The sequence below is a fragment of the Buttiauxella warmboldiae genome (genome assembly GCF_003818135.1).
Lineage (GTDB): Bacteria > Pseudomonadota > Gammaproteobacteria > Enterobacterales > Enterobacteriaceae > Buttiauxella > Buttiauxella warmboldiae.
The window spans coordinates 1-25977 of sequence record NZ_RPOH01000065.1; the positions used below are offsets into that span (position 1 = coordinate 1).

Sequence of the window (25977 nt, forward strand, 5' to 3'; positions counted from 1 at the left end):
CTTTCCTCTTGCAGAGTCAATCCTTAATTTCAGGATATTTGACTCTCATCGCCGCCGTTACTCTGTGATGTTGTTCACATGTTCCGTGTCGATGGAGGCGCATTATAGGGATCTCTTTTTATTGCACAACCCTTTTTTCGATCTTTTCTCCTGACTGCTTAGTTTTCGCCCTTTTCGCTGCGATCGTATTCGATCTGCCCTGTTTTCGATGCTTTACCTCCTTGCCATCGGTTAAGAAAGCAGCCACAGTCTATTGACGAAGAGAACTTTCAGAGGTGTTTATGTCCGCAGTATTACGTCCTTTTCAAAATACTTATCCTGAAATTGGCCAGCGCGTGATGCTCGATCGCTCAAGCGTGGTGATTGGCGACGTACGCCTTGCCGATGATGTCAGTATCTGGCCACTGGTTGCTATTCGGGGCGACGTTAACTATGTGGCGATTGGCGCGCGCAGCAATATTCAGGATGGCAGCGTATTGCATGTCACCCATAAGTCTTCCTACAACCCTGAAGGCAACCCGCTCATTGTCGGTGAAGATGTCACCGTTGGGCATAAGGTCATGTTGCACGGCTGCACTATTGGCCATCGCGTGCTGGTCGGTATGGGATCGATTCTGTTGGATGGCGTAGTAATAGAAGATGAGGTGATAATTGGTGCCGGAAGTCTGGTGCCGCAAAACAAGCGTCTGGTCAGCGGCTACCTTTATCTGGGCAGCCCGGTAAAGCAAATTCGCCCTTTAACACCTGAAGAACGGGAAGGCTTAAAATACTCAGCCAATAATTACGTACGCTGGAAAGATGAGTACCTTGCTCAGGAAAGCCAGAACCAGCCTTGATAATCCTCTTCACCCGTGGCAATTAACGTTGCCGCTTCTTCTTCAAGATCCCAGCGGTGAAGACGAAAGAGCTCAAGCCATGATTGTTGATTATCGCCACCGTAACGGCTGGCGATAATCGCCCCGCTAATCCCACATCTCACCTGGAAGCCATTGACTAGTGCCGGAAAGCAAATAGCCTGGAGCTTCTCGTCCCACTGCTCACGTTCGGGAAACTGGATCGCCTGGTTCACTGGGTCATTTCCTGTTTTAGCTTCTCTATTACTGGCGTGATTTCTGGCAACACTCCGTGCCACAAGAAAAATGCATGCGCGGCCTGGCCCACCAGCATTCCCAGACCATCAGCATAATGTTGGACACCGTGCTGTATGCACCAGCGCAAGAAAGGAGTCTCGCCCTGCTGATAGAACATGTCATAGCAGTGGACATGATGTGAGAGCAACGATGCCGGGATCGCAGGAATATCACCGGCAATCCCGCTGGAGGTGGCATTAATAATAAGCTCGAACCTGCAGCCTTCCAGTGCAGTCTGTTCCAGCGCCTGAACGCTGCCCGTATGGCTAAACAGCTGCGCGAGCTGCTGGGCCCGTGAAAACGTCCGGTTGACGATAGTCACCGAGCAATCCAGCGAAAGCAGTGGCAGCAGTACTCCTCTTGCCGCGCCGCCAGCACCCAACAGCAAAATGCGTTGACCGGGTTTGATCAACGATAAACGTTCCAGATCGGTTAACAACCCAATCCCATCGGTGTTATCGCCCAGCAGGCGACCATCGTGCAGGCATTTCAGCGTATTCACCGCGCCGGCCAATGCAGCGCGCTCCGTCAGCTCATCGGCTCGGGCAAATGCCTGCTCTTTAAAAGGAACCGTAACATTGACGCCTTTACCGCCAGCCTGGAAAAACCGCTCAAGAGTTGCAATAAAATTATCAACCGGTGCCAGCACACGACCGTAGGGATGCTCTATTTTTAACTGCTCGGCAAACATCTTATGAATTTGCGGTGATTTGCTGTGCTCAATGGGGTTACCAAAAACGGCAAAGGTTTCCATGTAATTATCCCTGGCGGAAAAGTTCGCCGCTCAAAGCGTCACGAATTTCAGATGGATTCTGTCTGCCACCGGTATCACCACGCAGCACCGGGAAGCGGTGGCCAAATTGCGCCAGCACTTCATCGGCAGTACGGCAAGGCGGCAAACCGGATAAATTGGCACTGGTAGAGACCAATGGCTTACCAAAAGCCAGGCATAAATCGCGAACCACAGGATGATCCGTGACTCTCACCGCTAAAGAGTCAAAACGCCCCGTTAGCCAGCGCGGCGTTGAAGGAAGAGCAGGAAACACAAAGGTCACGGGTCCCGGCCAGCGAGAGAAGACCGCTGCTTGCTGGATGGGTGAAAGCGCGCCGCTATCTATATAAGGAATAAGCTGCTCGAAATTCGCCGCTATCAGAATAAGACCTTTGTCTACCGGGCGATGTTTTAACTCAAGCAAACGCGCTACCGCCAGTTCACTGTCAGGATCACAACCAACGCCAAATACGGCTTCGGTTGGATAAGCGATGACCTGTTGTTGTTTGAGGGCGGCAACGATTTCAGGGAGTTGCTCTGATTGCAGGTTTGTCTTCACAAGCTTTTATTCCGCCGTTACCGGCTTTCCACATTGTTTGCTGGCACAGAATTGCTTTAATCCCTGCGCAGTCTTCTTTTCGATAAGGAGAGGATAGTGACACGCAGGACACTCGCCTGCCACTGGTTTGCTATTAATCACGAACTGACATGTTGGATAGCTATCACATGACCAGAAAGTTTTGCCAAAACGAGAACGCCGCTGCACTAATTTTCCCGGCTGGCATTGAGGGCAGCCGATGGCGGTTTCATCAGGTTTGTCGATAACTTCGGTGTGAGCGCAGGTTGGGTAGTGACTGCAGCCAATGAACATCCCAAAGCGTCCCTGACGCAGCACAAGGTTTTGCTGGCATAACGGGCAGAGTTGCCCTTCCAGCACTTTGACCACATGACCGTCAGCCTGACTTTTTAGCGGACGCACATAATCGCATTCCGGGTAGTGGGAGCAGCCCAAAAACGGGCCGTGTTTACCGGAACGAATCACTAACCCCGCCCCACATTGTGGACAGGGTTCATTTTTAGGCACAGTGAACAGTGCTGATTTGGTCATAACATCTCATGCAGCGACTTTAATTTAGTGCAGCATACCTTCATTTACTTCGAAGAGTAATTCTTCCATTTGTTGATAAGCGTTTTCGCAACCCGGAATGTTGAACAGCACCATCAGCACCACCCACTTTAAATCTTCCAGCTCGAATTCGGCGCTGTCTAATGCTAAGACTCGTTCAATGACCATTTCACGGGTTTCGAGGTTCAGCACCTGAATCTGTTCCAGGAACAGTAAAAACCCCCGGCAGGTTGCATCAAGCCGCTGGCATTCTTCTGCGGTATACATCCGCATAGAAAGCGGATCGGTGGCCAGTTGCATGGGTGCAGTCAGACCATCCTGATAGTCCGCCAGCTTTTCAAGCCATACCAGAGCGTTATAAATGTCTTCGTGATCAAAACCAGCATCGGCGAGATCGCGCGTCAATTTATCTTGATCAACTCGCATTTCCACTTCGTTGTGGATGTAGGTTTCAAATAAGTACATTAGTACGTCGAACATGGCATGCCCTCCTCAATCGGACATAGCCGCCGGGTACAGCTGCGATCCATCCTGCTAACTCCAGTTCGAGTAGCTGGGCTACCGTAACTGGCACAGGTTGGCCGGCACGTTCAGCGACGACGTCAACAGGTGTAACCTCATCTCCTACGTTAGCCAACAGCTCAGGAAATGGCAATGTGCGATCCTCTTCATCATGTGAATATATTAATGCTTTGTGCGATGACGGAAGCCATTGCAGCTCATTTTCCAGATACTCGAGTATGTCCGAAGGGTGGCTGACTAAAGTCGCGCCTTGCTTGATGAGCCAGTGTGGCCCTTCACTACCGGGGCTGCCCACCGCCCCCGGGAGGGCAAAAAGCTCCCGGCCTTGTTCGAGCGCATACCGGGCAGTCACTAACGATCCGCTGCGCTCCCCCGCCTCCACCACAAAGACTCCACGGCTTAGCCCGCTGATGATGCGGTTTCTGCGCGGAAAATTACTCGGGAAAGGGGCGGTATTGAGCGGAAATTCAGAGATAACAGTCCCCCCTTCAGCCATAATTTGTTCACCTAACGACTGATGCCGTTTGGGATAGATCCCGGCAAGCCCATTCCCCAGAACAGCGACGGTTTTTCCCTGAACGTTTAGCGCTGCCCGATGCGCTACCGCATCAATCCCCAGAGCCAAACCACTGGTTATCGTTAACCCGGCAGCGGCTAACGGTTCGCAAAACATGCGGCACCAGCGTTCGCCATAAAGAGAAAGGTTGCGGCTACCCACGACGGCTAGCTGATTGCTGGCAAGCAGCCCGATATCACCCGAGACAAACAACGCGGCGGGATAACACTCTATGGCCCGCAGCTGCTCCGGGTAACCGGCATGTTCTGCGGTGAGAAGATGGTGATGAGGTTGTTCAAGCCAGTTCAATGAGGCTTCCAGCTCTTTTTCACTGACGTTCAGAAACTGAGAAATCTGCAGGGCAGACAAGCCCGCACGGGAGAAATGCGTGACCGGGCATTCAGGTTGCTTCAGTAACAACTGGGCAATTTTTAATAGCTTATCACCGCTGAGGCTTTGAACAGCCATCAGGCGCAGCCATATCTCAATCGGTAGCATGTCTCCCTCCCGCCATAAGCGATAAAAGCAATCCTTGCGATTGGGCACTGATGCTGTCAATCAGGTCGGGAAATGTCTAGAATAGAGGTAATAATCTTTCTATCAATTCAACACAGCTCTGGATATTTATGTCAGTTTTGCAGGTATTACATTTTCCGGACGAGCGCCTTCGCACTGTGGCAGCGCCGGTCAAAGAGGTGAATGCTGAGGTTCAGCAGATTGTCGATGACATGTTCGAGACCATGTACGCGGAGGAAGGTATTGGCCTTGCAGCAACGCAGGTGGATATCCATCAACGTATTATTGTGATTGATGTTTCTGAAAACCGTGACGAGCGCCTGGTGCTGATTAACCCAGAGCTGCTGGAAAAAAGCGGCGACACCGGTATCGAAGAAGGCTGTCTCTCTATTCCAGAACAGCGCGCTCTGGTTCCACGTGCGGAGAGAGTCAAGATCCGTGCCCTTGACCGTGAAGGTCAGCCGTATGAACTGGAAACCGATGGCCTGCTGGCCATTTGTATTCAACACGAAATGGATCATCTGGTCGGCAAGCTGTTCGTCGATTACCTTTCGCCGTTGAAACGTCAGCGTATCCGTCAGAAACTGGAAAAAATGGCGCGCCTGAATAAGAGCGCCTGATCCATCACAAAAGGGAATAATGTGTCTGATTCACTGCGTATTATTTTCGCTGGCACCCCTGACTTCGCGGCGCGTCATCTTGACGCGCTGCTGTCTTCTCAGCACCAGGTCGTGGGCGTATTCACTCAACCCGACAGGCCTGCAGGACGCGGCAAGAAGCTGATGCCCAGCCCGGTAAAAGTGCTGGCCGCGGAAAAAAACATCCCTGTTTTTCAACCTGCCTCTTTGCGTCCTGCTGAAAACCAGGCGCTGGTTTCCAGCCTGAATGCCGATGTAATGGTAGTTGTCGCCTACGGTCTGATCCTGCCTGAAGCTGTTCTGAATATGCCTCGTCTGGGTTGTATTAACGTTCATGGTTCACTGTTGCCACGCTGGCGCGGTGCGGCCCCCATTCAGCGCTCGCTATGGGCTGGTGATGCCGAAACGGGCGTCACTATTATGCAAATGGATGTGGGTCTGGACACCGGCGATATGCTGGTCAAGCTCGCCTGCCCAATCGAAGCGACCGATACCAGCGCAACCTTATACGATAAGCTGGCAAACCTTGGTCCACAGGGATTACTGGAAACGCTAAGCCAGTTGGCTAAAGGCGATGCCAAACCAGAAGTTCAAAGTGAAGAACTGGTGACCTACGCCGAAAAGCTCAGCAAGGAAGAGGCCCGCATTGATTGGTCACTTTCCGCCGTTCAACTCGAACGCTGTGTTCGCGCCTTCAACCCGTGGCCGATGAGCTGGCTGGAAATCGACGGCCAGCCCGTCAAGATCTGGCAGGCTTCGGTGATAAATCAGCCTGCAAAAGTAGCCCCTGGAACCATTATTGAAACCAATAAACAGGGTATTCAGGTTGCAACCGGCGCAGGGATTTTGAATCTGGAATCACTTCAGCCGGCAGGAAAAAAAGCGATGACGGCTCAGGATCTCCTGAACTCACGCAGCGAATGGTTTAAGCCGGGCACCCTCCTCGCCTGAGAAAAGAAATTCTTTGCGCCCAGGTCAAACGCCTGGGCATTTTTGTTTTTAAGCGCCGAAAAACCAGAGCGTCGTTATGAAAAAAACACTAAATCTTCGCAGTATGGCCGCACAGACCGTAGAACAGGTTGTTGAGCAAGGCCAATCACTCAGTAATGTGCTGCCCGCCATGCAACAGAAAGTCTCTGATAAAGATAGAGCCTTGCTGCAGGAGCTTTGCTTTGGCGTGTTACGCACGCTACCGCAGCTTGAGTGGTTAATTGGCAAGTTAATGTCACGCCCGATGACCGGCAAGCAACGCACCATCCACTACTTAATTATGGTGGGTTTTTATCAGTTACTTTATACCCGCATTCCCGCTCATGCGGCTTTGGCCGAAACCGTTGAAGGGGCGGTTGCTATCAAGAAGCAATCGCTGAAGGGGTTGATAAACGGCGTATTACGTCAATTCCAGCGCCAGCAGGAAGAGTTAATGACGCAAGCGGCTAAACACGAGAGCCGTTTTTTGCATCCTTCCTGGCTGCTGCAACGTTTGAAAAAAACCTATCCTCATCAATGGCAATCCATCGTCGATGCCAATAATCAGCGTCCACCAATGTGGCTGCGTGTCAATCGACAACACCATTCTCGTGAAGCCTGGATGGCGCTACTGGCGGAAAATGGGCTGGAAGGACATACTCATCCGCAATATCGCGATGCGGTACGTCTGGAGTCACCGGCGCCAGTACATGCCCTGCCCGGGTTTGCAGCGGGCTGGGTCACCGTTCAGGATGCATCCGCTCAGGGCTGCGTTGATCTGCTTGATCCGCAGAATGGAGAGTCGATCCTCGATTTGTGCGCGGCCCCTGGCGGCAAAACAACTCATATTCTGGAAGCCGCCCCGCAGGCTCGTGTTATGGCTGTCGACATTGATGAACAGCGCCTGAAACGCGTGCATGAAAACCTGCAGCGCCTGGGTATGAGCGCAGAAGTGAAATGCGGCGATGGGCGTTTCCCTCAACAGTGGTGCGGCGATCAACAATTTGATCGTATCCTCCTTGATGCACCGTGCTCGGCAACCGGCGTTATTCGCCGCCATCCGGATATTAAATGGCTGCGTCGCGACCGGGATATTGCTGAATTAGCTACGCTGCAACAGGAGATTCTGGAAGCTATCTGGCCAAAACTGAAAACTGGCGGCACACTGGTTTATGCTACCTGTTCGATTCTTCCGGAAGAAAACTATCAGCAGGTAGCCGCATTCCTGGAGCGGCATCCTGAAGCAAAACTGGTTGATACCGGCACCGCAGAACAACCGGGTATCCAGAATCTCCCTGCGCAGGAGGAAGGTGACGGCTTCTTTTACGCTAAGCTAATTAAAAGCTGATTCAGGCTGGCTGAATCTTAGGTTTCATCATTAATGAAGCTATAAACAATGAAAATAATCATTCTGGGTGCGGGTCAGGTTGGCGGCACTCTGGCAGAAAACCTGGTAGGCGAGAACAACGATATTACGGTTGTTGATACCAATCAGGATCGCCTGCGTATCTTGCAAGATAAGTTCGATTTACGCGTGGTGCAGGGCCATGGTTCGCATCCTCGCGTCTTGCGTGAAGCGGGAGCGGACGATGCCGATATGCTGGTCGCCGTCACCAGTTCGGATGAAACGAATATGATTGCCTGCCAGGTAGCCTATTCGCTGTTCAATACCCCAAACCGAATCGCGCGTATCCGTGCGCCTGATTACGTGCGCGATGCCGGGCGTTTGTTTAATGCTGAAGCGGTGCCCATCGACCATCTCATCGCGCCAGAACAGTTGGTTATCGATAATATTTATCGTCTGATTGAGTATCCGGGCGCGCTGCAGGTAGTTAACTTTGCCGAGGGTAAAGTCAGCCTTGCCGTGGTGAAGGCTTATTACGGCGGTCCGCTGGTTGGAAATGCCCTTTCCACGATGCGCGAACATATGCCGCATATCGAAACCCGTGTTGCCGCTATTTTCCGCCATGACCGACCTATTCGCCCGCAGGGTTCTACCATTGTGGAAGCCGGGGACGAAGTATTCTTTATCGCGGCCTCACAGCATATTCGGGCGGTCATGAGCGAACTTCAACGCCTCGAGAAGCCGTATAAGCGAATCATGCTGGTTGGCGGCGGTAATATTGGTGCCGGTCTGGCGCAGCGCCTGGAAAAAGATTACAGCGTTAAGCTTATTGAACGCGATCCACAGCGCGCAGCCGAACTTGCGGAAATGCTGCAAAATACCATCGTATTCTATGGCGATGCTTCCGACCAGGAGCTGCTGGCTGAAGAGCATATCGAGCAGGTCGATTTGTTTATCGCCGTCACCAACGATGACGAAGCTAATATCATGTCTGCGATGCTGGCTAAACGCATGGGAGCCAAGAAGGTCATGGTGCTTATCCAGCGTAAAGCCTACGTCGACCTGGTACAGGGCAGCGTGATTGATATCGCCATCTCTCCCCAACAGGCCACCATTTCAGCGCTTCTGGGGCACGTGCGTAAAGCAGATATCGTCAGCGTTTCATCTTTGCGCCGCGGAGTAGCCGAAGCCATTGAAGCCGTTGCTCACGGTGACGAGAGTACTTCACGGGTAGTGGGCCGTGCCATCGACGAGATAAAACTTCCGCCGGGAACCATTATCGGTGCGGTGGTTCGCGGCAATGATGTCATGATCGCCAACGACAATTTACGTATCGAACAGGGCGATCACGTCATTATGTTCCTGACCGATAAGAAATTTGTCAGCGATGTGGAACGACTGTTCCAGCCAAGTCCATTCTTCCTGTAGTCACTTTTGGGCAGATTAGTTTTCTGCCCGTTTAGCTTTAAAACCCGATAAACCTTACTAAAGCTATTGAATTAACAATAAATTCTTATTTCTTCATGTAATGGCAATCGGGACATCATTTGTTAGACTTATTAACGTCAGCCAGAACAAGGAGAGAAAAATGAGCATGTTAAAAGAATTCCGCGAATTTGCGATGCGCGGAAACGTTGTTGATTTAGCAGTGGGTGTGATTATTGGCGCAGCATTTGGGAAAATCGTTTCTTCATTGGTTGCGGATATCATTATGCCGCCGCTGGGTCTGTTAATTGGCGGCGTTGATTTTAAGCAGTTCGCATTAACGTTAAGACCGGCAGCGGGAGATATCCCGGCAGTAGTGATGCACTATGGGGTGTTTATTCAGAATATCTTTGATTTTCTGATCGTCGCCTTCGCCATCTTTATGGCAATCAAAGTGATTAACAGGCTAAACCGTAAGAAAAAAGAAGAGCCCGCAGCACCGCCGGCACCCGGCAAAGAAGAAGTTTTACTTAGTGAAATCCGCGATTTGCTAAAACAGCAAAACGAGCGCATCTGATTGCGTTAACGAAAGCAGGAAGGCCAGTGGTAAAAAAGCGCTTTGCTTGTTTGCCACTGGCCTCCCAGCGACCTCTCTTCGTATGTTTTGCTGTCCGCTGATAGCTTCCTTTCCCTTTTTTGTTGCGTTCCACTCTTTGCCGAAATAATGGGTCATGTAACAAAGCCTCAATGGCATTATCTTTAATGATCCCTTTCTGATGCTGGTATTTGCTCATATTCACTCCAGGTTGATTAAAATAACGGCGCAATTCTATTCCTGTCTAACCCCGGTCGCAAATTATTCTTTCCGTTGGCTGGCGCCCTGCTCAAGCGCTTCGAGAATTGAACAGTACGTGCTGCTGTGAGCGGTTCCGCAACAGGCATCATTCAGCCGCTGTAACGAACGCCGCATAAGCTGCAACTCTTTAATTTTGGACTCAACTTCCGCAAGCCTGGACTGCACAATGCTTTTAGACTCCTGGCAGGTATGGTGCTCAGGATCGATGCGGATCGAGAGCAGCTCGCGAATAGTCTCCAGGGTAAAGCCTAACTGCTTGGCATAGCGGATGAATTTCAGACGCTGTAAATCGCTTTCGCTATAAAGACGAAACCCACCTTCCGTTCGGATCTCATGATCCATCATCTGCTGCTTTTCATAATAGCGAATGGTGTCAGGGGTAACGTCTGCCAGCCTGGCTAATTCTCCAATTCGAAACATGTTTATTCCTCATCAAGATAATGAAGCAACGTATGCAGTCTTTGCAGATAAGAGATAAAACAAAGATACGCGGAAAAGTACGGGAAGGGGAATTGCAGAGATAAAAAAACCGGGCAAGCCCGGTTTTTTCACGTTACTACAGATTACTCTGCAGCAGCTTCTGTTTGAGATTCGGCGCGGTCAACCAGCTCGATGTAAGCCATCGGAGCGTTATCACCTGCACGGAAGCCACACTTAAGAATACGAGTGTAACCACCAGTACGCGCTGCAAAACGCGGACCCAGTTCATTAAACAGTTTTGCCACGATCTCGTTATCACGAGTGCGGGCGAATGCCAGACGACGATTAGCAACGCTATCAGTCTTGGCAAGAGTAATCAGCGGCTCAACTACGCGACGCAGCTCTTTCGCTTTAGGCAGAGTCGTCTTGATTATCTCATGACGAACCAGTGAACCTGCCATGTTGCGGAACATAGCCTGGCGATGGCTGCTGTTGCGGTTCAGTTGACGACCACTCTTACGATGGCGCATGACCTTATCCTTCTCAGTAAAACCTTAACCTGTGATCCGGTTACTCGTCAGCGATGCTTGCCGGTGGCCAGTTTTCCAGGCGCATGCCCAGAGACAAACCACGGGAAGCCAGCACGTCTTTAATCTCGGTAAGAGATTTTTTACCCAAGTTAGGCGTTTTGAGCAGCTCAACTTCGGTACGCTGTACCAGATCACCGATATAGTGGATAGCTTCTGCCTTAAGGCAGTTAGCAGAGCGGACAGTCAATTCCAGATCGTCAACAGGGCGCAGCAGGATCGGATCGAATTCTGGTTTCTCTTCTTTAACTTCTGGCTGACGTACATCACGTAAGTCAACGAAAGCTTCAAGTTGTTCAGCCAGAATGGTTGCCGCACGACGAATCGCCTCTTCAGGATCGATTGTGCCGTTGGTTTCCATTTCGATGACCAGCTTATCCAGGTCGGTACGCTGTTCTACACGCGCAGCTTCAACATTGTAGGCAATTCGCTCTACAGGGCTGTAGCAGGCGTCGACCAGCAGACGGCCGATTGGGCGCTCATCTTCTTCCGAATGAATTCGGGCAGAGGCCGGCACATAACCGCGACCGCGCTGAACTTTGATACGCATACTAATAGATGCGTTCTCATCAGTCAGGTGGCAGATCACGTGCTGCGGCTTGACGATTTCGACGTCACCATCATGGGTGATGTCGGCTGCAGTCACAGGGCCAATGCCAGACTTATTCAGAGTAAGAATAACATCATCTTTCCCCTGAACTCTCACCGCCAGCCCTTTCAGGTTGAGCAGGATTTCCAGGATATCCTCCTGAACGCCTTCTTTGGTGCTGTACTCATGTAGTACACCATCAATCTCAACCTCTGTCACCGCGCAACCCGGCATCGATGAGAGCAGAATACGGCGCAGTGCATTACCAAGAGTATGGCCAAAGCCACGCTCTAAAGGCTCAAGGGTCACCTTGGCGTGCGTCGAACTCACTTGCTCGATATCTACCAGGCGCGGTTTTAGAAACTCTGTCACAGAACCCTGCATTGTGTCCTCTCTTTGGTACTAAGCTTTACTTGGAGTAAAGCTCGACGATCAGGTGTTCGTTAATGTCCGCAGACAGATCTGTACGCTCAGGCTTACGCTTGAACACACCTTCCATCTTAGCAGCATCAACTTCCAGCCAGGTTGGCTTTTCACGCTGTTCAGCCAGCTCCAGAGCGGCCTTCACGCGAGATTGCTTTTTGGCTTTCTCACGGATGCTAACTACGTCATTCGGAGTTACCTGATAAGAAGCGATGTTAACAACGCGACCATTTACCATTACAGCTTTGTGGCTAACGAGCTGACGTGATTCTGCACGAGTCGCGCCGAAGCCCATACGGTAAACAACGTTGTCCAGACGACCTTCCAGCAGAGCCAACAGGTTTTCACCGGTGTTGCCTTTCAGACGTGCCGCTTCTTTATAATAGTTACGGAACTGACGCTCCAGAACACCGAACATACGGCGAACTTTTTGCTTTTCACGCAACTGCACACCATAGTCAGACAGACGCGGTTTACGCGCACCGTGCTGGCCAGGAGCTTGTTCAATTTTACACTTGGTATCGATCGCGCGAACGCCAGACTTAAGGAATAAGTCAGTGCCCTCACGACGGCTCAGCTTGAGCTTAGGACCCAAATATCTTGCCATTTTCTTTCTCCAACATTCCTAAAAACGAGCGTTATACGCGACGTTTTTTCGGCGGACGACAACCGTTGTGAGGGATCGGAGTCACATCAGTAATATTAGTGATGCGGAAACCAGCGGCGTTCAGAGCACGAATAGTAGATTCGCGGCCTGGACCCGGTCCCTTAACCATAACTTCAAGGTTCTTGATACCGTATTCTTTCACAGCTTCTGCGCAACGCTCTGCTGCAACCTGAGCTGCGAACGGAGTGGACTTGCGAGAGCCACGGAAACCGGAACCACCGGCAGTTGCCCAACCCAATGCATTACCCTGACGATCGGTAATGGTAACGATTGTGTTGTTGAAAGAAGCATGGACATGAGCCACGCCGTCAGAGACTTGTTTTCTTACACGCTTACGTGCACGAACTGGTGCCTTTGCCATTATTCAATCACCCCGATTATTTCTTGATCGGTTTGCGCGGACCCTTACGGGTACGTGCGTTGGTCTTCGTACGCTGACCGCGTACTGGCAGACCACGACGATGACGCAAACCGCGATAGCAACCAAGGTCCATCAGACGCTTGATGCTCATACTCACTTCACGGCGCAGATCACCTTCAACGACAAATTTGGCAACTTCGTCACGCAGCGTGTCGATTTGTTCTTCAGACAGCTCTCTGATCTTAACATCTTCAGCGATACCCGCCGCAGCACAAATGGCCTTTGAACGAGTCTTGCCTACACCGTAGATCGAAGTTAACGCGATCACGGTATGTTTTTGATCAGGAATGTTAATGCCTGCTATACGGGCCACTATGCACTCCTACTATTTTGATTATGCGTCCCATACCGAAAAGCCCGTTTTCAGGATACTCAAATGGAAACGCATAGACATACAAAAGATTGGCTGGCTAATCTAGCCAGCTCAACCCAACTTTGCAAGAAAAATATGCGAGATAATCAGCCTTGACGCTGTTTATGCTTCGGTTCGGCGCTGCAAATCACGCGAATAACACCGTCACGCTTAACGATTTTGCAGTTACGACATAATTTCTTGACGGAAGCACGAACTTTCATTTTTACTCTCCGTAACTTCTCAAGCGACTATTAACGGCCGTAGCCTTTCAGATTCGCTTTCTTCAATGCAGACTCGTACTGACTGGACATCATCAGAGTTTGCACTTGAGCCATAAAGTCCATGATCACCACGACAACAATGAGCAGTGAGGTTCCACCGAAGTAGAAAGGCACTTTCATTGCATCACGCATGAACTCCGGGATTAGGCAGATAAAGGTAATGTACAACGCACCAACCAGAGTCAGGCGGGTCATTACTTTATCAATATACTTCGCCGTTTGTTCTCCCGGACGAATTCCTGGTACAAATGCACCGGACTTCTTCAGGTTATCTGCTGTTTCACGTGGGTTGAAAACCAACGCTGTGTAGAAGAAACAGAAGAAGATGATTGCAGACGCATAGAGTAACACATAAAGCGGTTGCCCAGGCTGCAAATACAGCGAAATTGTAGTCAGCCAGTTCCAACCGGTACCGCCCCCAAACCACGATGCAATCGTTGCCGGGAACAGAATAATACTGGAAGCAAAAATTGCTGGAATAACGCCAGCCATATTCACTTTCAGCGGTAAATGCGTGCTCTGCGCAGCATAGACACGACGACCTTGTTGACGTTTTGCGTAGTTTACCACAATGCGGCGTTGACCACGTTCAACAAAAACAACGAAGAAGGTCACTGCGAATACGAGTACTGCAACCAACAGCAACAGAAGGAAGTGCAGGTCGCCTTGCCTTGCTTGTTCGATAGTATGGCCAACGGCCGGCGGCAAACCCGCAACAATACCAGCGAAGATTATGATTGAGATACCGTTACCGATACCGCGTTCAGTAATCTGTTCACCCAGCCACATCAGGAACATCGTTCCCGTGACCAGACTGACAACAGCAGTGAAGTAGAATGCAAAGCCTGGGTTTAACACCAGGCCCTGCATACCAGGCATATTCGGTAAACCGGTAGCAATACCGATTGACTGGAATATTGCCAGCACCAGCGTTCCGTAACGGGTGTACTGACTGATCTTACGACGGCCAGATTCCCCTTCTTTCTTCAACTCTGCTAACGCTGGATGAACCACCGTCAGCAGCTGGATAATGATCGATGCCGAAATGTACGGCATGATACCCAATGCAAAGATAGAAGCACGGCTGAGAGCACCACCAGAGAACATGTTAAACATTTCAATGATAGTGCCTCGCTGTTGCTCAAGCAGTTTGGCAAGTACAGCGGCATCAATACCAGGGATCGGAATAAAAGAGCCAATACGGAACACAATCAGCGCACCGATAACAAACATCAGTCTGCGTTTCAGCTCGCCAAGCCCGCCTTTAGCACTTTGAAAATCTAATCCCGGTTGCTTTGCCATCTGCTACTTATTCCTCGATTTTACCGCCAGCAGCTTCGATAGCAGCACGAGCGCCTTTAGTGACACGCAGGCCGCGAACAGTTACCGGACGAGAAACCTCGCCAGACAGAATCACTTTCGCGAATTCGATCTGAATACCGATAATGTTTGCTGCTTTCAGCGTGTTCAGGTCAACGACGTCGCCTTCAACTTTCGCCAGATCGGAGAGACGAATCTCACCTGTGATCATTGCTTTGCGAGAGGTGAAACCAAATTTCGGCAGACGACGGTACAACGGCATCTGACCACCTTCAAAACCGCGACGTACGCCACCGCCAGAACGTGAGTTCTGACCTTTGTGACCACGACCGCCGGTTTTACCGAGGCCAGAACCGATACCACGACCCAGACGCTTGGAAGCGTGCTTAGACCCTTCGGCCGGAGACAGAGTATTTAAACGCATCTCTTACTCCTCAACTTTAACCATGTAGGAAACCGCGTTGACCATACCACGTACAGCAGGAGTATCCTCGCGCTCTACGGTGTGGCCAATACGACGCAGACCCAGGCCAAGCAGCGTTGCCTTATGTTTCGGCAAACGACCGATCGCACTGCGGGTTTGTGTAATTTTAATAGTCTTTGCCATGGTCAATTACCCCAGAATTTCTTCAACGGATTTACCACGCTTGGCAGCGACCATTTCCGGAGACTTCATATTCGCCAGGCCATCAATTGTTGCACGAACCACGTTAATCGGGTTGGTGGAACCATATGCTTTAGCCAAAACGTTATGAACTCCAGCGACTTCCAGGACGGCGCGCATTGCACCACCGGCAATAATACCGGTACCTTCAGAAGCCGGCTGCATGAACACACGAGAACCTGTGTGCACACCTTTAACAGGGTGCTGCAGGGTGCCGTGGTTCAGCGCGACGTTAATCATGTTGCGACGGGCTTTTTCCATCGCTTTCTGGATAGCTGCTGGAACTTCACGCGCTTTTCCGTAACCAAAACCAATGCGACCGTTACCATCGCCAACCACTGTCAGAGCAGTGAAGGAGAAGATACGACCACCTTTAACGGTTTTAGATACGCGATTTACCGCGATCAGCTTTTCCTGCAGTTCGCCAGCCTGTTTTTCGATGTGAGCCATCTTACACCTCTACCTTAGAACTGTAGGCCAGCATCACGGGCAGCATCTGCCAGTGCCTGGACACGACCATGATATTGGAAACCAGCACGGTCAAAGGATACTTTCGTAATGCCTTTTTCCAGTGCGCGCTCTGCAACAGCTTTACCCACAGCTGTAGCGGCGTCTTTGTTTCCAGTGTACTTCAGTTGCTCAGCGATAGCTTTCTCTACAGTAGAGGCAGCTACCAGGACTTCTGAACCGTTCGGTGCGATAACCTGTGCATAAATATGACGAGGCGTACGGTGAATCACCAGACGAGTCGCACCCAGTTCTTTGAGCTTGTGACGTGCGCGGGTCGCACGACGGATACGAGCAGATTTCTTATCCATAGTGTTACCTTACTTCTTCTTAGCCTCTTTGGTACGCACGACTTCGTCGGCGTAACGAACACCCTTGCCTTTATAAGGCTCAGGACGACGGTAGGCGCGCAGATCAGCAGCTACCTGTCCAATCATCTGCTTATCAGCGCCTTTCAGCACGATTTCAGTTTGAGTTGGACATTCAGCAGTGACACCCGCTGGCAGTTCATGTTCAACAGGGTGGGAGAAGCCTAAAGCTAAACTCACCGCGTTGCCTTTAATGGCTGCACGATAACCTACACCAACCAGCTGCAGCTTCTTAGTGAAGCCTTCGGTAACACCGATAACCATTGCATTCAACAGCGCACGAGTGGTGCCCGCCTGGGCCCACGCGTTTGCAAAACCTTCGCGTGGAGCGAAAGTCAGTGCATTATCAGCGTGTTTCACTTCAACAGCATCGTTGATTGTACGAGTCAGCTCGCCGTTTTTACCTTTGATCGAAATAACCTGACCGTTGAGTTTTACCTCTACGCCAGCAGGAATAACGACCGGTGCTTTAGCAACACGAGACATTTTATTCCTCCAATTAGGCTACGTAGCAGATAATTTCGCCACCAAGACCTGCCTGGCGCGCTGCACGATCAGTCATAACACCTTTAGAGGTAGAAACGACAGCAATACCCATACCGGCCATAACTTTAGGCAGCTCATCTTTTTTCTTATAGATGCGCAGACCTGGGCGGCTGACTCGCTGAATGCTCTCTACCACAGCCTTGCCCTGGAAATACTTAAGAGTCAGTTCCAGTTCAGGCTTGATGTCGCCTTCAATTTTAAAATCTTCAATATAGCCTTCTTCTTTCAGCACGTTGGCAATTGCCAATTTCAGCTTGGAGGAAGGCATGGTGACCGCAACTTTATTCGCGGCTTGACCGTTACGGATACGGGTCAGCATATCCGCGATCGGATCTTGCATGCTCATCTGTCTTTACTCCCGTGATTCAATTGGATATTACCAGCTAGCCTTCTTCAAGCCAGGTACTTCACCGCGCATAGCGGCTTCACGAAGCTTAATACGGCTCAACCCGAATTTGCCCACATAACCATGCGGACGACCAGTTTGGCGGCAGCGGTTACGCTGACGGGACGGGCTGGAATCACGCGGCAGAGACTGCAGCTTAAGAACCGCATCCCAACGTTCTTCGTCGGATGAGTTCACACCAGAGATGATAGCTTTCAATTCCTCGCGTTTAGCGCGGTATTTGTCGGCCAGTTTCACGCGAACGACTTCGCGTGCTTTCATCGATTGCTTAGCCATTAGTAACCCTACCTTACTTACGGAATGGGAAGTTAAAGGCAGCCAGCAGAGCACGGCCTTCATCATCAGATTTCGCAGTAGTGGTAATGGTAATATCCAAACCACGAACGCGATCGACTTTGTCATAGTCGATTTCTGGGAAGATGATCTGCTCACGGACACCCATGCTGTAGTTACCACGGCCATCGAATGACTTAGCGGACAAGCCACGGAAGTCACGGATACGTGGTACAGCAATGGTGATCAGGCGCTCAAAGAACTCCCACATGCGTTCGCCACGCAGAGTTACTTTACAGCCGATCGGATAGCCCTGACGGATTTTGAAGCCTGCAACTGATTTGCGTGCTTTGGTGATCAACGGCTTTTGACCGGAGATTGCTGTCAGATCCGCTGCTGCATTATCCAGCAGTTTCTTGTCAGCGATCGCTTCACCCACACCCATGTTCAGGGTGATCTTCTCGACCCGAGGGACTTGCATGACAGAATTGTAGTTAAACTCAGTCATGAGTTTTTTAACTACTTCGTCTTTGTAGTAATCATGCAGTTTCGCCATCGTACTACTCCAAATTACTTGATAGTTTCGCTGTTAGATTTGAAGAAACGGACTTTTTTGCCCTCTTCGAATCTAAAGCCTACACGGTCAGCCTTGCCGGTTGCTGCATTGTAGAGTGCAACGTTAGAAACTTGAATTGCAGCTTCTTTTTCAACGATGCCACCTGGTTGGTTCAGGGCCGGAACCGGCTTCTGATGTTTCTTAACCAGGTTAATACCTTCAACAATGAGCTTGCCGGAAGACAAGACATTCTTAACTTTACCGCGCTTACCTTTATCTTTACCGGTTAACACGATAACTTCGTCATCACGACGGATTTTAGCTGCCATGATTCGCTCCTTAGAGTACTTCTGGTGCCAGAGAGATAATTTTCATGAACTTCTCATTACGCAGTTCACGAGTTACCGGCCCAAAAATACGCGTGCCGATTGGCTGCTCGCTGTTATTGTTTAAAATAACGCATGCATTACCATCGAAGCGAATGACAGAACCGTCCGGGCGACGAACACCCTTCCTGGTGCGCACCACTACCGCTTTCAGGACATCGCCTTTCTTCACCTTACCACGCGGAATTGCTTCCTTGATGGTAATTTTGATGATGTCGCCGACGCCTGCGTAGCGACGGTGCGAGCCACCCAGAACCTTGATACACATTACGCGACGTGCGCCGGAGTTGTCGGCCACGGTCAGCATAGTCTGTTCTTGGATCATTTCAGTGCTCCGCTAATGTCAACTACTACTTCGGGACCCATAATTAGGTCGTTAAAAAGCCCCATAAACGAGGGCGCGGCATTATAACACCGGTTCCTGAATATGGGTAGAAAAAATAAACGGCTCATTTTCTGAGCCGTTTATTCGTTAGAGAAAGGCTACTGTATTACAGAACCGCTTTCTCTACAACGCGAACAAGCGTCCAGGACTTAGTCTTGGACAGTGGACGGCATTCGCGGATTTCAACCACGTCACCGATACCACATTCATTGTTCTCGTCATGTACGTGCAACTTGGTCGTACGTTTGATGAACTTACCGTAAATCGGGTGTTTCACCACACGCTCGATAGCCACAACAATGGATTTCTCCATTTTGTCACTAACAACGCGACCTTGCAGAGTACGGATTTTATCGGTCATTACGCACCCGCCTTCTGAGTCAATAAAGTCTTAACACGAGCAACATCGCGACGCACTTGCTTTAACAGGTGAGTCTGTTGCAGTTGGCCACTTGCCGCTTGCATACGCAGATTGAACTGCTCACGCAGCAGATTCAGCAGCTCGGTGTTCAGCTCTTCAACACTCTTTTCACGCAGCTCTTTTGCTTTCATTACATCACCGTCTTAGTTACAAAGGTGGTTTTGATCGGCAGTTTCGCTGCTGCCAGCTTGAATGCTTCACGGGCCAGCTCTTCTGGTACGCCGTCCATTTCATACAGGACTTTGCCAGGCTGAATCAGGGCAACCCAATACTCTACGTTGCCTTTACCTTTACCCATACGCACTTCAAGTGGTTTTTCGGTGATCGGTTTGTCCGGGAATACACGGATCCAGATCTTACCCTGACGCTTAACTGCACGGGTCATTGCACGACGTGCTGCTTCGATCTGACGTGCAGTCAGACGACCACGGCCAACAGCTTTCAGACCGAAAGTGCCGAAGCTAACATCCGTACCGGCAGCCAGACCACGGTTGCGGCCTTTGTGCACTTTACGGAATTTTGTACGCTTTGGTTGTAACATCAGCGACTCTCCTTACTTACGGCCTTTACGCTGCTGCTTTTTAGGTTGCGCAGCCGGTTTTTCCGGTTGTTCAACAGCAGCCATCCCACCCAGGATCTCACCTTTGAAGATCCACACTTTAACGCCGATTACACCATAAGTGGTGTGCGCTTCAGAGGTGTTGTAGTCAATGTCAGCACGCAGTGTGTGCAATGGCACGCGACCTTCACGATACCATTCGGTACGTGCGATCTCAGCGCCACCCAGACGGCCGCTAACTTCAACTTTGATACCTTTAGCGCCCAGACGCATGGCATTCTGTACAGCACGCTTCATAGCACGACGGAACATAACGCGACGTTCCAGCTGAGAAGTGATGCTGTCAGCAACCAGTTTTGCGTCCAGTTCAGGCTTACGAACTTCGGCGATATTGATCTGTGCAGGAACGCCAGCGATATCCGCTACGACCTTGCGCAGTTTTTCTACGTCTTCGCCTTTCTTACCGATTACGATGCCAGGGCGAGCGGTGTGAATAGTCACACGGATGCTCTTAGCTGGACGCTCGATAACGATACGAGATACAGACGCCTTCGCCAGTTCCTTAGTCAGGTACTGACGAACTTTAAAATCGCTGTCCAGGTTGTCAGCGAATTCTTTGGTGTTCGCAAACCAGGTAGAGTTCCATGGTTTTACAATACCCAGGCGAATACCATTAGGATGTACTTTCTGACCCATTGCTAGTCTCCAGAGTCTCAGCGATCGGACACAACCACAGTAATGTGGCTGGTGCGCTTCAGGATGCGATCTGCACGACCTTTTGCACGCGGCATAATGCGCTTCATGCTTGGGCCTGCGTCTACGAAGATTTTCGCGACTTTCAGATCGTCAATGTCAGCGCCATCGTTGTGTTCAGCGTTAGCAATGGCAGATTCCAGAACTTTCTTGACCAATACCGCAGCTTTCTTGTTGGTGAAGGTCAAAATTTCCAGTGCCTGCGACACTTTCTTACCGCGAATAAGGTCAGCAACAAGGCGAACCTTTTGAGCAGAAGAACGAGCGTGGCGATGTTGAGCTAAAGTTTCCATCTCTTCCTCCTACTTATTTCTTCTTGGCTTTTTTATCAGCAGCGTGACCGCGATAAGTACGTGTCGGTGCAAATTCACCCAGTTTGTGACCGACCATTTCGTCGGAAACAAATACCGGAACATGCTGACGACCATTATGGACAGCGATGGTCAAACCGATCATGTTAGGAAAGATCGTTGAACGACGGGACCAAGTGCGCAGGGGCTTCTTGTCACCGCTTTCCACCGCTTTCTCTACCTTCTTCAGCAAGTGCAGGTCAATAAAAGGACCTTTCTTGAGAGAACGTGGCATGGCTTATCCTCTAAAATTATTTGCTACGGCGACGTACGATGAATTTATCAGTACGCTTGTTGCTGCGGGTCTTCTTACCTTTGGTCTGAACGCCCCACGGAGATACCGGGTGCTTACCAAAGTTACGACCTTCACCACCACCGTGTGGGTGGTCGACTGGGTTCATCGCAGTACCGCGAACGGTAGGACGAACACCACGCCAGCGAGCAGCACCCGCTTTACCCAGAACGCGCAGCATATGCTCAGCATTGCCAACTTCGCCCAGTGTTGCGCGGCAGTCAGCTTCAACTTTACGCATTTCACCAGAACGCAGACGCAGGGTAACGTAAGCACCATCACGTGCAATGATCTGCACATAGGTACCCGCGGAACGAGCCAGCTGACCGCCTTTACCTGGTTTCATTTCTACGTTATGCACTGTAGAACCAACCGGGATGTTGCGCATCGGCAGGGTGTTACCAGCTTTGATTGCAGCATCAACGCCAGATTGAATCTGGTCGCCAGCTTTCAGGCCTTTAGGGGCCAGGATGTAACGGCGTTCGCCATCTTTGTACAGAACCAGTGCGATATTCGCAGAACGGTTCGGATCGTACTCAAGACGCTCAACAACAGCCGGGATACCGTCTTTGTTGCGTTTAAAGTCAACAATACGGTAAGCCTGCTTGTGACCACCACCAATATGACGAGTGGTGATACGGCCATTGTTGTTACGGCCACCGGATTTGCTGTTTTTTTCAACCAGCGGAGCAAAAGGTTTGCCCTTATGCAGCTCAGGGTTAACCACTTTAACTACGTGGCGACGACCCGGAGATGTCGGTTTACATTTAACAACTGCCATTGTTTTTCTCCTCCGACTTACTCAGCGCCGCCGACGAAGTCCAGATTCTGGCCTTCCTTCAGGGTGACGTAAGCTTTTTTCCAGTCGCTACGACGACCGATACGCTGTCCATGACGCTTAGTTTTACCTTTAACCAACAGGGTATTCACGCCTTTAACTTCAACTTCGAACAGTTTCTCAACAGCAGCTACGATCTCTGCTTTGGTCGCGTCTTTTGCAACTTTGAGAACGATGGTATTTGTTTTTTCCATCGCCATAGATGCTTTTTCAGATACGTGCGGCGCGCGCAGTACTTTCAGCAGACGTTCTTCACGGATCATGCCAGCATCTCCTCAACTTGCTTAACTGCATCAGCAGTCATAACGACTTTGTCGAAGGCGATCAGGCTAACTGGATCGATTGTTGCTGCGTCGCGCACGTCAACCTTATGCAGGTTACGCGCAGCCAGGAACAGATTCTCATCCAGTTCGCCAGTTACGATCAGCACATCTTCCAGGGCCATGTCTTTCAGTTTCTGAGCAAGCAGCTTAGTTTTAGGCGCTTCAACAGAGAACTTCTCGACAACGATCAGACGATCCTGACGTACCAGCTCGGACAGAATGCTTTTCAGCGCTCCGCGGTACATCTTTTTGTTAACTTTTTGACTGTGGTCCTGCGGGCGAGCAGCGAAGGTTACGCCACCGGAACGCCAGATCGGGCTCTTGATAGAACCTGAACGCGCACGGCCGGTACCTTTCTGGCGCCACGGCTTTTTACCGGAACCAGTTACTTCAGCACGGGTCTTCTGAGCACGAGTACCTTGACGGGCACCAGCTGCATAAGCAACTACAACCTGGTGTACCAGCGCTTCGTTGAAATCACGACCGAAGGTAGTTTCGGAAACAGTCAGCGCGCTTTGCGCGTCTTTCAATACTAATTCCATTGCTATCTCCTCACGCCTTCACAGCTGGTTTAACAATAAGGTCGCTACCGGTTGCACCCGGAACTGCACCCTTAACCAGCAGCAGGTTGCGCTCAGCGTCAACGCGTACTACATCCAGGCTCTGAACAGTTACACGTTCGTTGCCCAGTTGGCCTGCCATTTTCTTGCCTTTGAACACTTTGCCCGGAGTCTGGTTCTGACCGATAGAACCCGGAACGCGGTGAGACAAGGAGTTACCGTGTGTAGCGTCCTGGGTACGGAAGTTCCAGCGCTTAACGGTACCTGCGAAACCTTTACCTTTAGAGGTGCCAGTTACGTCAACTTTTTTAACTTCAGCAAACAGCTCAACGCTAATGTCCTGACCTACGGTGAACTCTTCGCCTTCAGCAAGGCGGAATTCCCACAGACCACGGCCAGCTTCTACGCCAGCTTTAGCGAAGTGACCAGCTTCCGGCTTGTTTACACGACTAGCTTTTTTAGCGCCAGTGGTAACTTGAACAGCACGGTAGCCGTCGTTAGCCAGGTCTTTAACCTGAGTAACACGGTTTGCTTCTACTTCGATCACGGTTACTGGGATAGAAACACCGTCTTCTGTGAAGATACGGGTCATACCCACTTTTTTACCGACTAAACCAATCATTGTTTCAACCTCTCAATCGTCAATGACCTGATTAACCCAGGCTGATCTGCACGTCAACACCAGCAGCCAGATCCAGACGCATCAGAGCATCAACGGTTTTCTCAGTTGGCTCAACGATGTCAACCAGACGCTTGTGAGTGCGAATTTCGTACTGATCGCGCGCGTCTTTGTTGACGTGCGGAGAGATCAGAACGGTAAAGCGCTCTTTGCGGGTCGGCAGCGGGATCGGACCACGTACTTGCGCACCAGTGCGCTTAGCAGTCTCGACGATTTCCGCAGTTGATTGATCGATCAGACGATGATCAAACGCTTTAAGGCGGATACGGATTCTTTGGCTCTGCATGAGACCATAGCTCCAATTATTTTATAGACGAAAAAAATCACTACTCGCACCCATTACGATTGATGGGGGAGTGTAATCGTTCATACATAGTTCCCCAATTGGGAACATTGTCGACAGCAGCTTCACTGTCAGGCTCATATCGAGCCAGCCATCGATTAAGACAGGCCCGCGCATTATACGTAAATCTGCCCTTTAAGCAAGCCATGGATACGAATTAAACAGTCTTTTGTCTAAGGGTACGGGGACGCTGCCACTCCGGCGCAACGCATACAGCTATGGGGATTTTCTGCAGAATGTTTTTCGCAGCTCTGTTATCCCTGTTTTGCATCTGACACCACATTCATTTAGCTTGCCAAAACCATCTGCTGGTGAGGCCCACTCTGATGCCTGAACTCTCTTCCCTCATGGCTTTACTTTTTATAATCGTGCATATCGGGCTTTTGCTACGGCTAGCCTGGATAGACTATCAGCAGATGTTGCTGCCAGATAAGCTGACCTGTCCGCTGCTTTGGTTGGGTTTGCTGTATCAGCTCTGCTTTGCTGCAGAAGTTTTAGCGGATGCCGTACTGGGCGCGATTGGAGGATATCTGAGCTTATGGCTGCTTTACTGGCTTTACTTTTTTTGGCGCCGGTGTGAAGGCCTGGGCTATGGGGATATGAAACTTTTTGCGGCGCTGGGGGCCTGGCATGGATGGCAAAGTCTGCAATGGATGATGCTGGCTGCAGCATCAACGGCGCTGGTCTGCGCGCTTATCGCAAAGTTACTCTTTAAGCGTTCTCTTTCACTGACTACCACACCGCTACCTTTTGGACCAAACCTCGCGATAGCGGGTGGTTCCGTAGGATGGATATACACTTCCTTCCCACAGTTTAAAAACCTTAATTTCCTTCTTTGATTTGCGACTGCAAATAATTCTGCAAACCAATTTTGGCAATAAGATCTAACTCGGTCTCCAGCCAGTCAATATGGTGCTCCTCCTCAGCCAGGATTTGGATCAGCATATCGCGACTCACGTAGTCATGAATGGTATCTGCGTAAGCAATCGCTTCACGCAGGTCTTTCGCCCCATCCATTTCTAGCTGGAGATCGGACTGCAGCATTTCTTCGACATCCTCGCCGATATGGAGTTTGCCTAAGTCTTGCAGGTTCGGAATGCCTTCGAGGAATAAAATACGCTCGATATACTTATCGGCGTGTTTCATTTCATCGATGGATTCGTGGTATTCCACTTCGTTGAGGCGCATTAAGCCCCAGTTTTTGAACATTCTCGCATGGAGAAAATACTGATTGATCGCGACAAGCTCGTTTCCCAATAATTTATTGAGATAATTTATTATCTTAGTATCACCTTTCATTTTTACTCCCTCCGCTTCCACTCTATGAAGCGTAGATGTAGCACGGAGTAAGTCAAAAAAAAGTGGCGGGCTCAGGCAATCTCTTTAAATTCTGGGATCTGCAATAGCTCTTCCTGCATGATTTCTCTTGCTGCGCGCACGCATTTGCCACACTGGTTGCCCACTGGCACAAATTTGCGTAACTGCTGGAAAGATTGTGGATGATACTGGCGTACCGCCTGGCGAATTTTTTTATCACTTACACCATTACACAAACAAACGTACATAAGCACTCCCGTTCAAATTACGCGCAAAGTGTAAATGAGAATAGTTATGATTACAATAGCACACGGATGTTTGATACAGGTCAGAAGCGGTACAATATGCAAAAAAAAAGAGCGCCTAAGCGCTCTTTTTTCATATCAAGGTATCAGCGATTAAGCGATAACTTTAGCAACAACACCCGCGCCTACAGTACGGCCGCCTTCACGGATTGCGAAACGCAGACCGTCGTCCATTGCGATTGGGTGGATCAGGGTAACAACCATTTGGATGTTGTCACCAGGCATGAC

46 protein-coding genes are annotated in these 25977 nt (G+C 50.3%); 7 read left to right on the forward strand and 39 right to left on the reverse strand.

The features are described from left to right. Positions 1-281 precede the first annotated feature (281 nt). Entirely contained in the window at positions 282-836 is a 555-nt protein-coding gene (locus EHN07_RS15155) for a gamma carbonic anhydrase family protein (protein WP_124024918.1), read from the forward strand. On the opposite strand, the gene EHN07_RS15160 is transcribed toward EHN07_RS15155, so the two are convergent. From EHN07_RS15160 to dprA, 6 genes are read right to left on the reverse strand one after another with little or no spacing between them, the layout of a single operon-like run. Further along, positions 812-1069: a DUF1488 family protein gene (locus EHN07_RS15160; RefSeq protein ID WP_124024919.1), complete on the reverse strand. Its 258-nt coding sequence runs from the start codon at positions 1067-1069 to the stop codon at positions 812-814. The two genes, EHN07_RS15155 and EHN07_RS15160, sit on opposite strands and share 25 nt — an antisense overlap. Next, positions 1066-1884, reverse strand: coding sequence for a shikimate dehydrogenase (gene aroE, locus EHN07_RS15165; RefSeq protein ID WP_124024920.1), 819 nt, complete (start codon positions 1882-1884; stop codon positions 1066-1068). The genes EHN07_RS15160 and aroE overlap by 4 nt, the downstream gene beginning before the upstream one ends. 4 nt (positions 1885-1888) lie before the next feature. Then, positions 1889-2461: an L-threonylcarbamoyladenylate synthase type 1 TsaC gene (gene tsaC, locus EHN07_RS15170; protein ID WP_124024921.1), complete on the reverse strand. Its 573-nt coding sequence runs from the start codon at positions 2459-2461 to the stop codon at positions 1889-1891. 6 nt (positions 2462-2467) lie between these two features. Continuing rightward, positions 2468-3010: a DNA topoisomerase family protein gene (locus tag EHN07_RS15175; protein ID WP_124024922.1), complete on the reverse strand. Its 543-nt coding sequence runs from the start codon at positions 3008-3010 to the stop codon at positions 2468-2470. Between the two features lie 24 nt (positions 3011-3034). Further along, positions 3035-3508, reverse strand: coding sequence for a DUF494 family protein Smg (smg, locus tag EHN07_RS15180; protein WP_124024923.1), 474 nt, complete (start codon positions 3506-3508; stop codon positions 3035-3037). Continuing rightward, the gene (dprA, locus tag EHN07_RS15185; RefSeq protein ID WP_124024924.1) at positions 3480-4604 is read right to left on the reverse strand and encodes a DNA-protecting protein DprA; all 1125 of its coding nucleotides are present in this window, start codon (positions 4602-4604) and stop codon (positions 3480-3482) included. The genes smg and dprA overlap by 29 nt, the downstream gene beginning before the upstream one ends. A gap of 128 nt (positions 4605-4732) precedes the next feature. Between dprA and def the strand changes: the two genes are divergently transcribed. From def to mscL, 5 genes are all read left to right on the forward strand, one after another. Next, on the forward strand, positions 4733-5242 hold the full coding sequence (def, locus tag EHN07_RS15190; protein WP_124024925.1) for a peptide deformylase: 510 nt from the start codon (positions 4733-4735) through the stop codon (positions 5240-5242). 21 nt (positions 5243-5263) lie between these two features. Continuing rightward, on the forward strand, positions 5264-6211 hold the full coding sequence (gene fmt, locus EHN07_RS15195; protein WP_124024926.1) for a methionyl-tRNA formyltransferase: 948 nt from the start codon (positions 5264-5266) through the stop codon (positions 6209-6211). A 76-nt stretch (positions 6212-6287) separates the two neighbouring features. Then, positions 6288-7577, forward strand: a complete 1290-nt coding sequence (rsmB, locus tag EHN07_RS15200) for a 16S rRNA (cytosine(967)-C(5))-methyltransferase RsmB (protein WP_124024927.1) — start codon at positions 6288-6290, stop codon at positions 7575-7577. Positions 7578-7625: 48 nt separating this feature from the next. Then, a complete protein-coding gene (gene trkA, locus EHN07_RS15205; RefSeq protein ID WP_124024928.1) occupies positions 7626-9002 on the forward strand; it encodes a Trk system potassium transporter TrkA in 1377 nt (458 codons plus the stop codon). Positions 9003-9162: 160 nt separating this feature from the next. Further along, a complete protein-coding gene (mscL, locus tag EHN07_RS15210; RefSeq protein ID WP_124024929.1) occupies positions 9163-9576 on the forward strand; it encodes a large-conductance mechanosensitive channel protein MscL in 414 nt (137 codons plus the stop codon). On the opposite strand, the gene EHN07_RS15215 is transcribed toward mscL, so the two are convergent. The 30 genes from EHN07_RS15215 to rpsJ form a co-directional block, all read right to left on the reverse strand. Next, entirely contained in the window at positions 9530-9793 is a 264-nt protein-coding gene (locus EHN07_RS15215) for an alternative ribosome-rescue factor A (RefSeq protein WP_124024937.1), read from the reverse strand. The genes mscL and EHN07_RS15215 overlap by 47 nt on opposite strands. Positions 9794-9855: 62 nt before the next feature. After that, on the reverse strand, positions 9856-10275 hold the full coding sequence (gene zntR / locus EHN07_RS15220) for a Zn(2+)-responsive transcriptional regulator (protein WP_124024930.1): 420 nt from the start codon (positions 10273-10275) through the stop codon (positions 9856-9858). A gap of 143 nt (positions 10276-10418) precedes the next feature. Next, positions 10419-10805, reverse strand: a complete 387-nt coding sequence (rplQ, locus tag EHN07_RS15225) for a 50S ribosomal protein L17 (RefSeq protein WP_034461760.1) — start codon at positions 10803-10805, stop codon at positions 10419-10421. A gap of 40 nt (positions 10806-10845) precedes the next feature. Further along, positions 10846-11835: a DNA-directed RNA polymerase subunit alpha gene (locus tag EHN07_RS15230; RefSeq protein WP_034461761.1), complete on the reverse strand. Its 990-nt coding sequence runs from the start codon at positions 11833-11835 to the stop codon at positions 10846-10848. Positions 11836-11860: 25 nt separating this feature from the next. Next, a complete protein-coding gene (gene rpsD, locus EHN07_RS15235) occupies positions 11861-12481 on the reverse strand; it encodes a 30S ribosomal protein S4 (protein WP_034461762.1) in 621 nt (206 codons plus the stop codon). Positions 12482-12512: 31 nt separating this feature from the next. After that, a complete protein-coding gene (gene rpsK / locus EHN07_RS15240) occupies positions 12513-12902 on the reverse strand; it encodes a 30S ribosomal protein S11 (RefSeq protein WP_004138423.1) in 390 nt (129 codons plus the stop codon). A 16-nt stretch (positions 12903-12918) separates the two neighbouring features. Next, positions 12919-13275, reverse strand: coding sequence for a 30S ribosomal protein S13 (rpsM, locus tag EHN07_RS15245; RefSeq protein ID WP_034461763.1), 357 nt, complete (start codon positions 13273-13275; stop codon positions 12919-12921). 146 nt (positions 13276-13421) lie between these two features. Next, complete coding sequence (rpmJ, locus tag EHN07_RS15250; protein WP_000868187.1) at positions 13422-13538, reverse strand: 50S ribosomal protein L36; 117 nt, start codon at positions 13536-13538, stop codon at positions 13422-13424. A gap of 30 nt (positions 13539-13568) precedes the next feature. Then, positions 13569-14900, reverse strand: coding sequence for a preprotein translocase subunit SecY (secY, locus tag EHN07_RS15255; RefSeq protein ID WP_034499015.1), 1332 nt, complete (start codon positions 14898-14900; stop codon positions 13569-13571). Positions 14901-14907: 7 nt separating this feature from the next. Further along, positions 14908-15342 (reverse strand): 50S ribosomal protein L15, encoded by a 435-nt coding sequence (rplO, locus tag EHN07_RS15260; protein WP_034461765.1) that lies wholly within the window; start codon positions 15340-15342, stop codon positions 14908-14910. Between the two features lie 3 nt (positions 15343-15345). Next, a complete protein-coding gene (rpmD, locus tag EHN07_RS15265) occupies positions 15346-15525 on the reverse strand; it encodes a 50S ribosomal protein L30 (RefSeq protein WP_004846568.1) in 180 nt (59 codons plus the stop codon). 6 nt (positions 15526-15531) lie between these two features. Continuing rightward, positions 15532-16032 carry a 30S ribosomal protein S5 gene (gene rpsE / locus EHN07_RS15270; RefSeq protein WP_121264447.1) on the reverse strand — a complete coding sequence of 167 codons (501 nt, stop codon included), beginning with the start codon at positions 16030-16032 and terminating at the stop codon, positions 15532-15534. 14 nt (positions 16033-16046) lie between these two features. Continuing rightward, positions 16047-16400: a 50S ribosomal protein L18 gene (gene rplR / locus EHN07_RS15275; protein ID WP_034461768.1), complete on the reverse strand. Its 354-nt coding sequence runs from the start codon at positions 16398-16400 to the stop codon at positions 16047-16049. A 9-nt stretch (positions 16401-16409) separates the two neighbouring features. After that, positions 16410-16943: a 50S ribosomal protein L6 gene (rplF, locus tag EHN07_RS15280; RefSeq protein WP_124024931.1), complete on the reverse strand. Its 534-nt coding sequence runs from the start codon at positions 16941-16943 to the stop codon at positions 16410-16412. 13 nt (positions 16944-16956) lie between these two features. Continuing rightward, the gene (gene rpsH / locus EHN07_RS15285; RefSeq protein ID WP_034461770.1) at positions 16957-17349 is read right to left on the reverse strand and encodes a 30S ribosomal protein S8; all 393 of its coding nucleotides are present in this window, start codon (positions 17347-17349) and stop codon (positions 16957-16959) included. Positions 17350-17379: 30 nt separating this feature from the next. Further along, entirely contained in the window at positions 17380-17685 is a 306-nt protein-coding gene (rpsN, locus tag EHN07_RS15290; RefSeq protein WP_034461771.1) for a 30S ribosomal protein S14, read from the reverse strand. Positions 17686-17698: 13 nt separating this feature from the next. Then, the gene (gene rplE / locus EHN07_RS15295; RefSeq protein ID WP_064561109.1) at positions 17699-18238 is read right to left on the reverse strand and encodes a 50S ribosomal protein L5; all 540 of its coding nucleotides are present in this window, start codon (positions 18236-18238) and stop codon (positions 17699-17701) included. Between the two features lie 14 nt (positions 18239-18252). Continuing rightward, positions 18253-18567, reverse strand: a complete 315-nt coding sequence (gene rplX / locus EHN07_RS15300; RefSeq protein ID WP_064561110.1) for a 50S ribosomal protein L24 — start codon at positions 18565-18567, stop codon at positions 18253-18255. 10 nt (positions 18568-18577) lie between these two features. Then, positions 18578-18949, reverse strand: coding sequence for a 50S ribosomal protein L14 (gene rplN / locus EHN07_RS15305; protein ID WP_002438705.1), 372 nt, complete (start codon positions 18947-18949; stop codon positions 18578-18580). Positions 18950-19115: 166 nt separating this feature from the next. Next, positions 19116-19370, reverse strand: coding sequence for a 30S ribosomal protein S17 (gene rpsQ, locus EHN07_RS15310; RefSeq protein WP_008457160.1), 255 nt, complete (start codon positions 19368-19370; stop codon positions 19116-19118). Continuing rightward, the gene (rpmC, locus tag EHN07_RS15315; RefSeq protein WP_008457158.1) at positions 19370-19561 is read right to left on the reverse strand and encodes a 50S ribosomal protein L29; all 192 of its coding nucleotides are present in this window, start codon (positions 19559-19561) and stop codon (positions 19370-19372) included. Before rpmC ends, rpsQ begins: the two co-directional genes overlap by 1 nt. Further along, positions 19561-19971: a 50S ribosomal protein L16 gene (gene rplP / locus EHN07_RS15320; protein ID WP_008927134.1), complete on the reverse strand. Its 411-nt coding sequence runs from the start codon at positions 19969-19971 to the stop codon at positions 19561-19563. The genes rpmC and rplP overlap by 1 nt, the downstream gene beginning before the upstream one ends. 12 nt (positions 19972-19983) lie before the next feature. Next, the gene (gene rpsC, locus EHN07_RS15325) at positions 19984-20685 is read right to left on the reverse strand and encodes a 30S ribosomal protein S3 (protein ID WP_000529945.1); all 702 of its coding nucleotides are present in this window, start codon (positions 20683-20685) and stop codon (positions 19984-19986) included. A gap of 17 nt (positions 20686-20702) precedes the next feature. Further along, positions 20703-21035, reverse strand: a complete 333-nt coding sequence (gene rplV, locus EHN07_RS15330) for a 50S ribosomal protein L22 (RefSeq protein ID WP_034461779.1) — start codon at positions 21033-21035, stop codon at positions 20703-20705. Positions 21036-21048: 13 nt separating this feature from the next. Further along, positions 21049-21327, reverse strand: coding sequence for a 30S ribosomal protein S19 (rpsS, locus tag EHN07_RS15335; protein ID WP_001138115.1), 279 nt, complete (start codon positions 21325-21327; stop codon positions 21049-21051). 16 nt (positions 21328-21343) lie between these two features. After that, the gene (gene rplB, locus EHN07_RS15340) at positions 21344-22165 is read right to left on the reverse strand and encodes a 50S ribosomal protein L2 (protein ID WP_124024932.1); all 822 of its coding nucleotides are present in this window, start codon (positions 22163-22165) and stop codon (positions 21344-21346) included. Between the two features lie 17 nt (positions 22166-22182). After that, positions 22183-22485 carry a 50S ribosomal protein L23 gene (gene rplW / locus EHN07_RS15345; protein ID WP_034461781.1) on the reverse strand — a complete coding sequence of 101 codons (303 nt, stop codon included), beginning with the start codon at positions 22483-22485 and terminating at the stop codon, positions 22183-22185. Further along, on the reverse strand, positions 22482-23087 hold the full coding sequence (gene rplD / locus EHN07_RS15350) for a 50S ribosomal protein L4 (RefSeq protein WP_124024933.1): 606 nt from the start codon (positions 23085-23087) through the stop codon (positions 22482-22484). The genes rplW and rplD overlap by 4 nt, the downstream gene beginning before the upstream one ends. A 10-nt stretch (positions 23088-23097) precedes the next feature. Beyond that, complete coding sequence (rplC, locus tag EHN07_RS15355) at positions 23098-23727, reverse strand: 50S ribosomal protein L3 (RefSeq protein WP_124024934.1); 630 nt, start codon at positions 23725-23727, stop codon at positions 23098-23100. A 31-nt stretch (positions 23728-23758) separates the two neighbouring features. Further along, entirely contained in the window at positions 23759-24070 is a 312-nt protein-coding gene (gene rpsJ / locus EHN07_RS15360; protein WP_034461784.1) for a 30S ribosomal protein S10, read from the reverse strand. Positions 24071-24453: 383 nt separating this feature from the next. On the opposite strand from rpsJ, the gene EHN07_RS15365 reads away from it, so the two are divergent. After that, on the forward strand, positions 24454-24966 hold the full coding sequence (locus EHN07_RS15365) for a prepilin peptidase (protein WP_244202418.1): 513 nt from the start codon (positions 24454-24456) through the stop codon (positions 24964-24966). Here EHN07_RS15365 and bfr read toward each other — a convergent pair. The 3 genes from bfr to EHN07_RS15380 form a co-directional block, all read right to left on the reverse strand. Beyond that, positions 24950-25426, reverse strand: coding sequence for a bacterioferritin (gene bfr, locus EHN07_RS15370; protein WP_124024935.1), 477 nt, complete (start codon positions 25424-25426; stop codon positions 24950-24952). The genes EHN07_RS15365 and bfr overlap by 17 nt on opposite strands. A gap of 71 nt (positions 25427-25497) precedes the next feature. Then, positions 25498-25692: a bacterioferritin-associated ferredoxin gene (gene bfd / locus EHN07_RS15375; RefSeq protein WP_124024936.1), complete on the reverse strand. Its 195-nt coding sequence runs from the start codon at positions 25690-25692 to the stop codon at positions 25498-25500. Positions 25693-25842: 150 nt separating this feature from the next. Next, a partial coding sequence (locus EHN07_RS15380; RefSeq protein WP_482764107.1) for an EF-Tu C-terminal domain-related protein occupies positions 25843-25977 on the reverse strand: 135 nt, incomplete at its 5' end.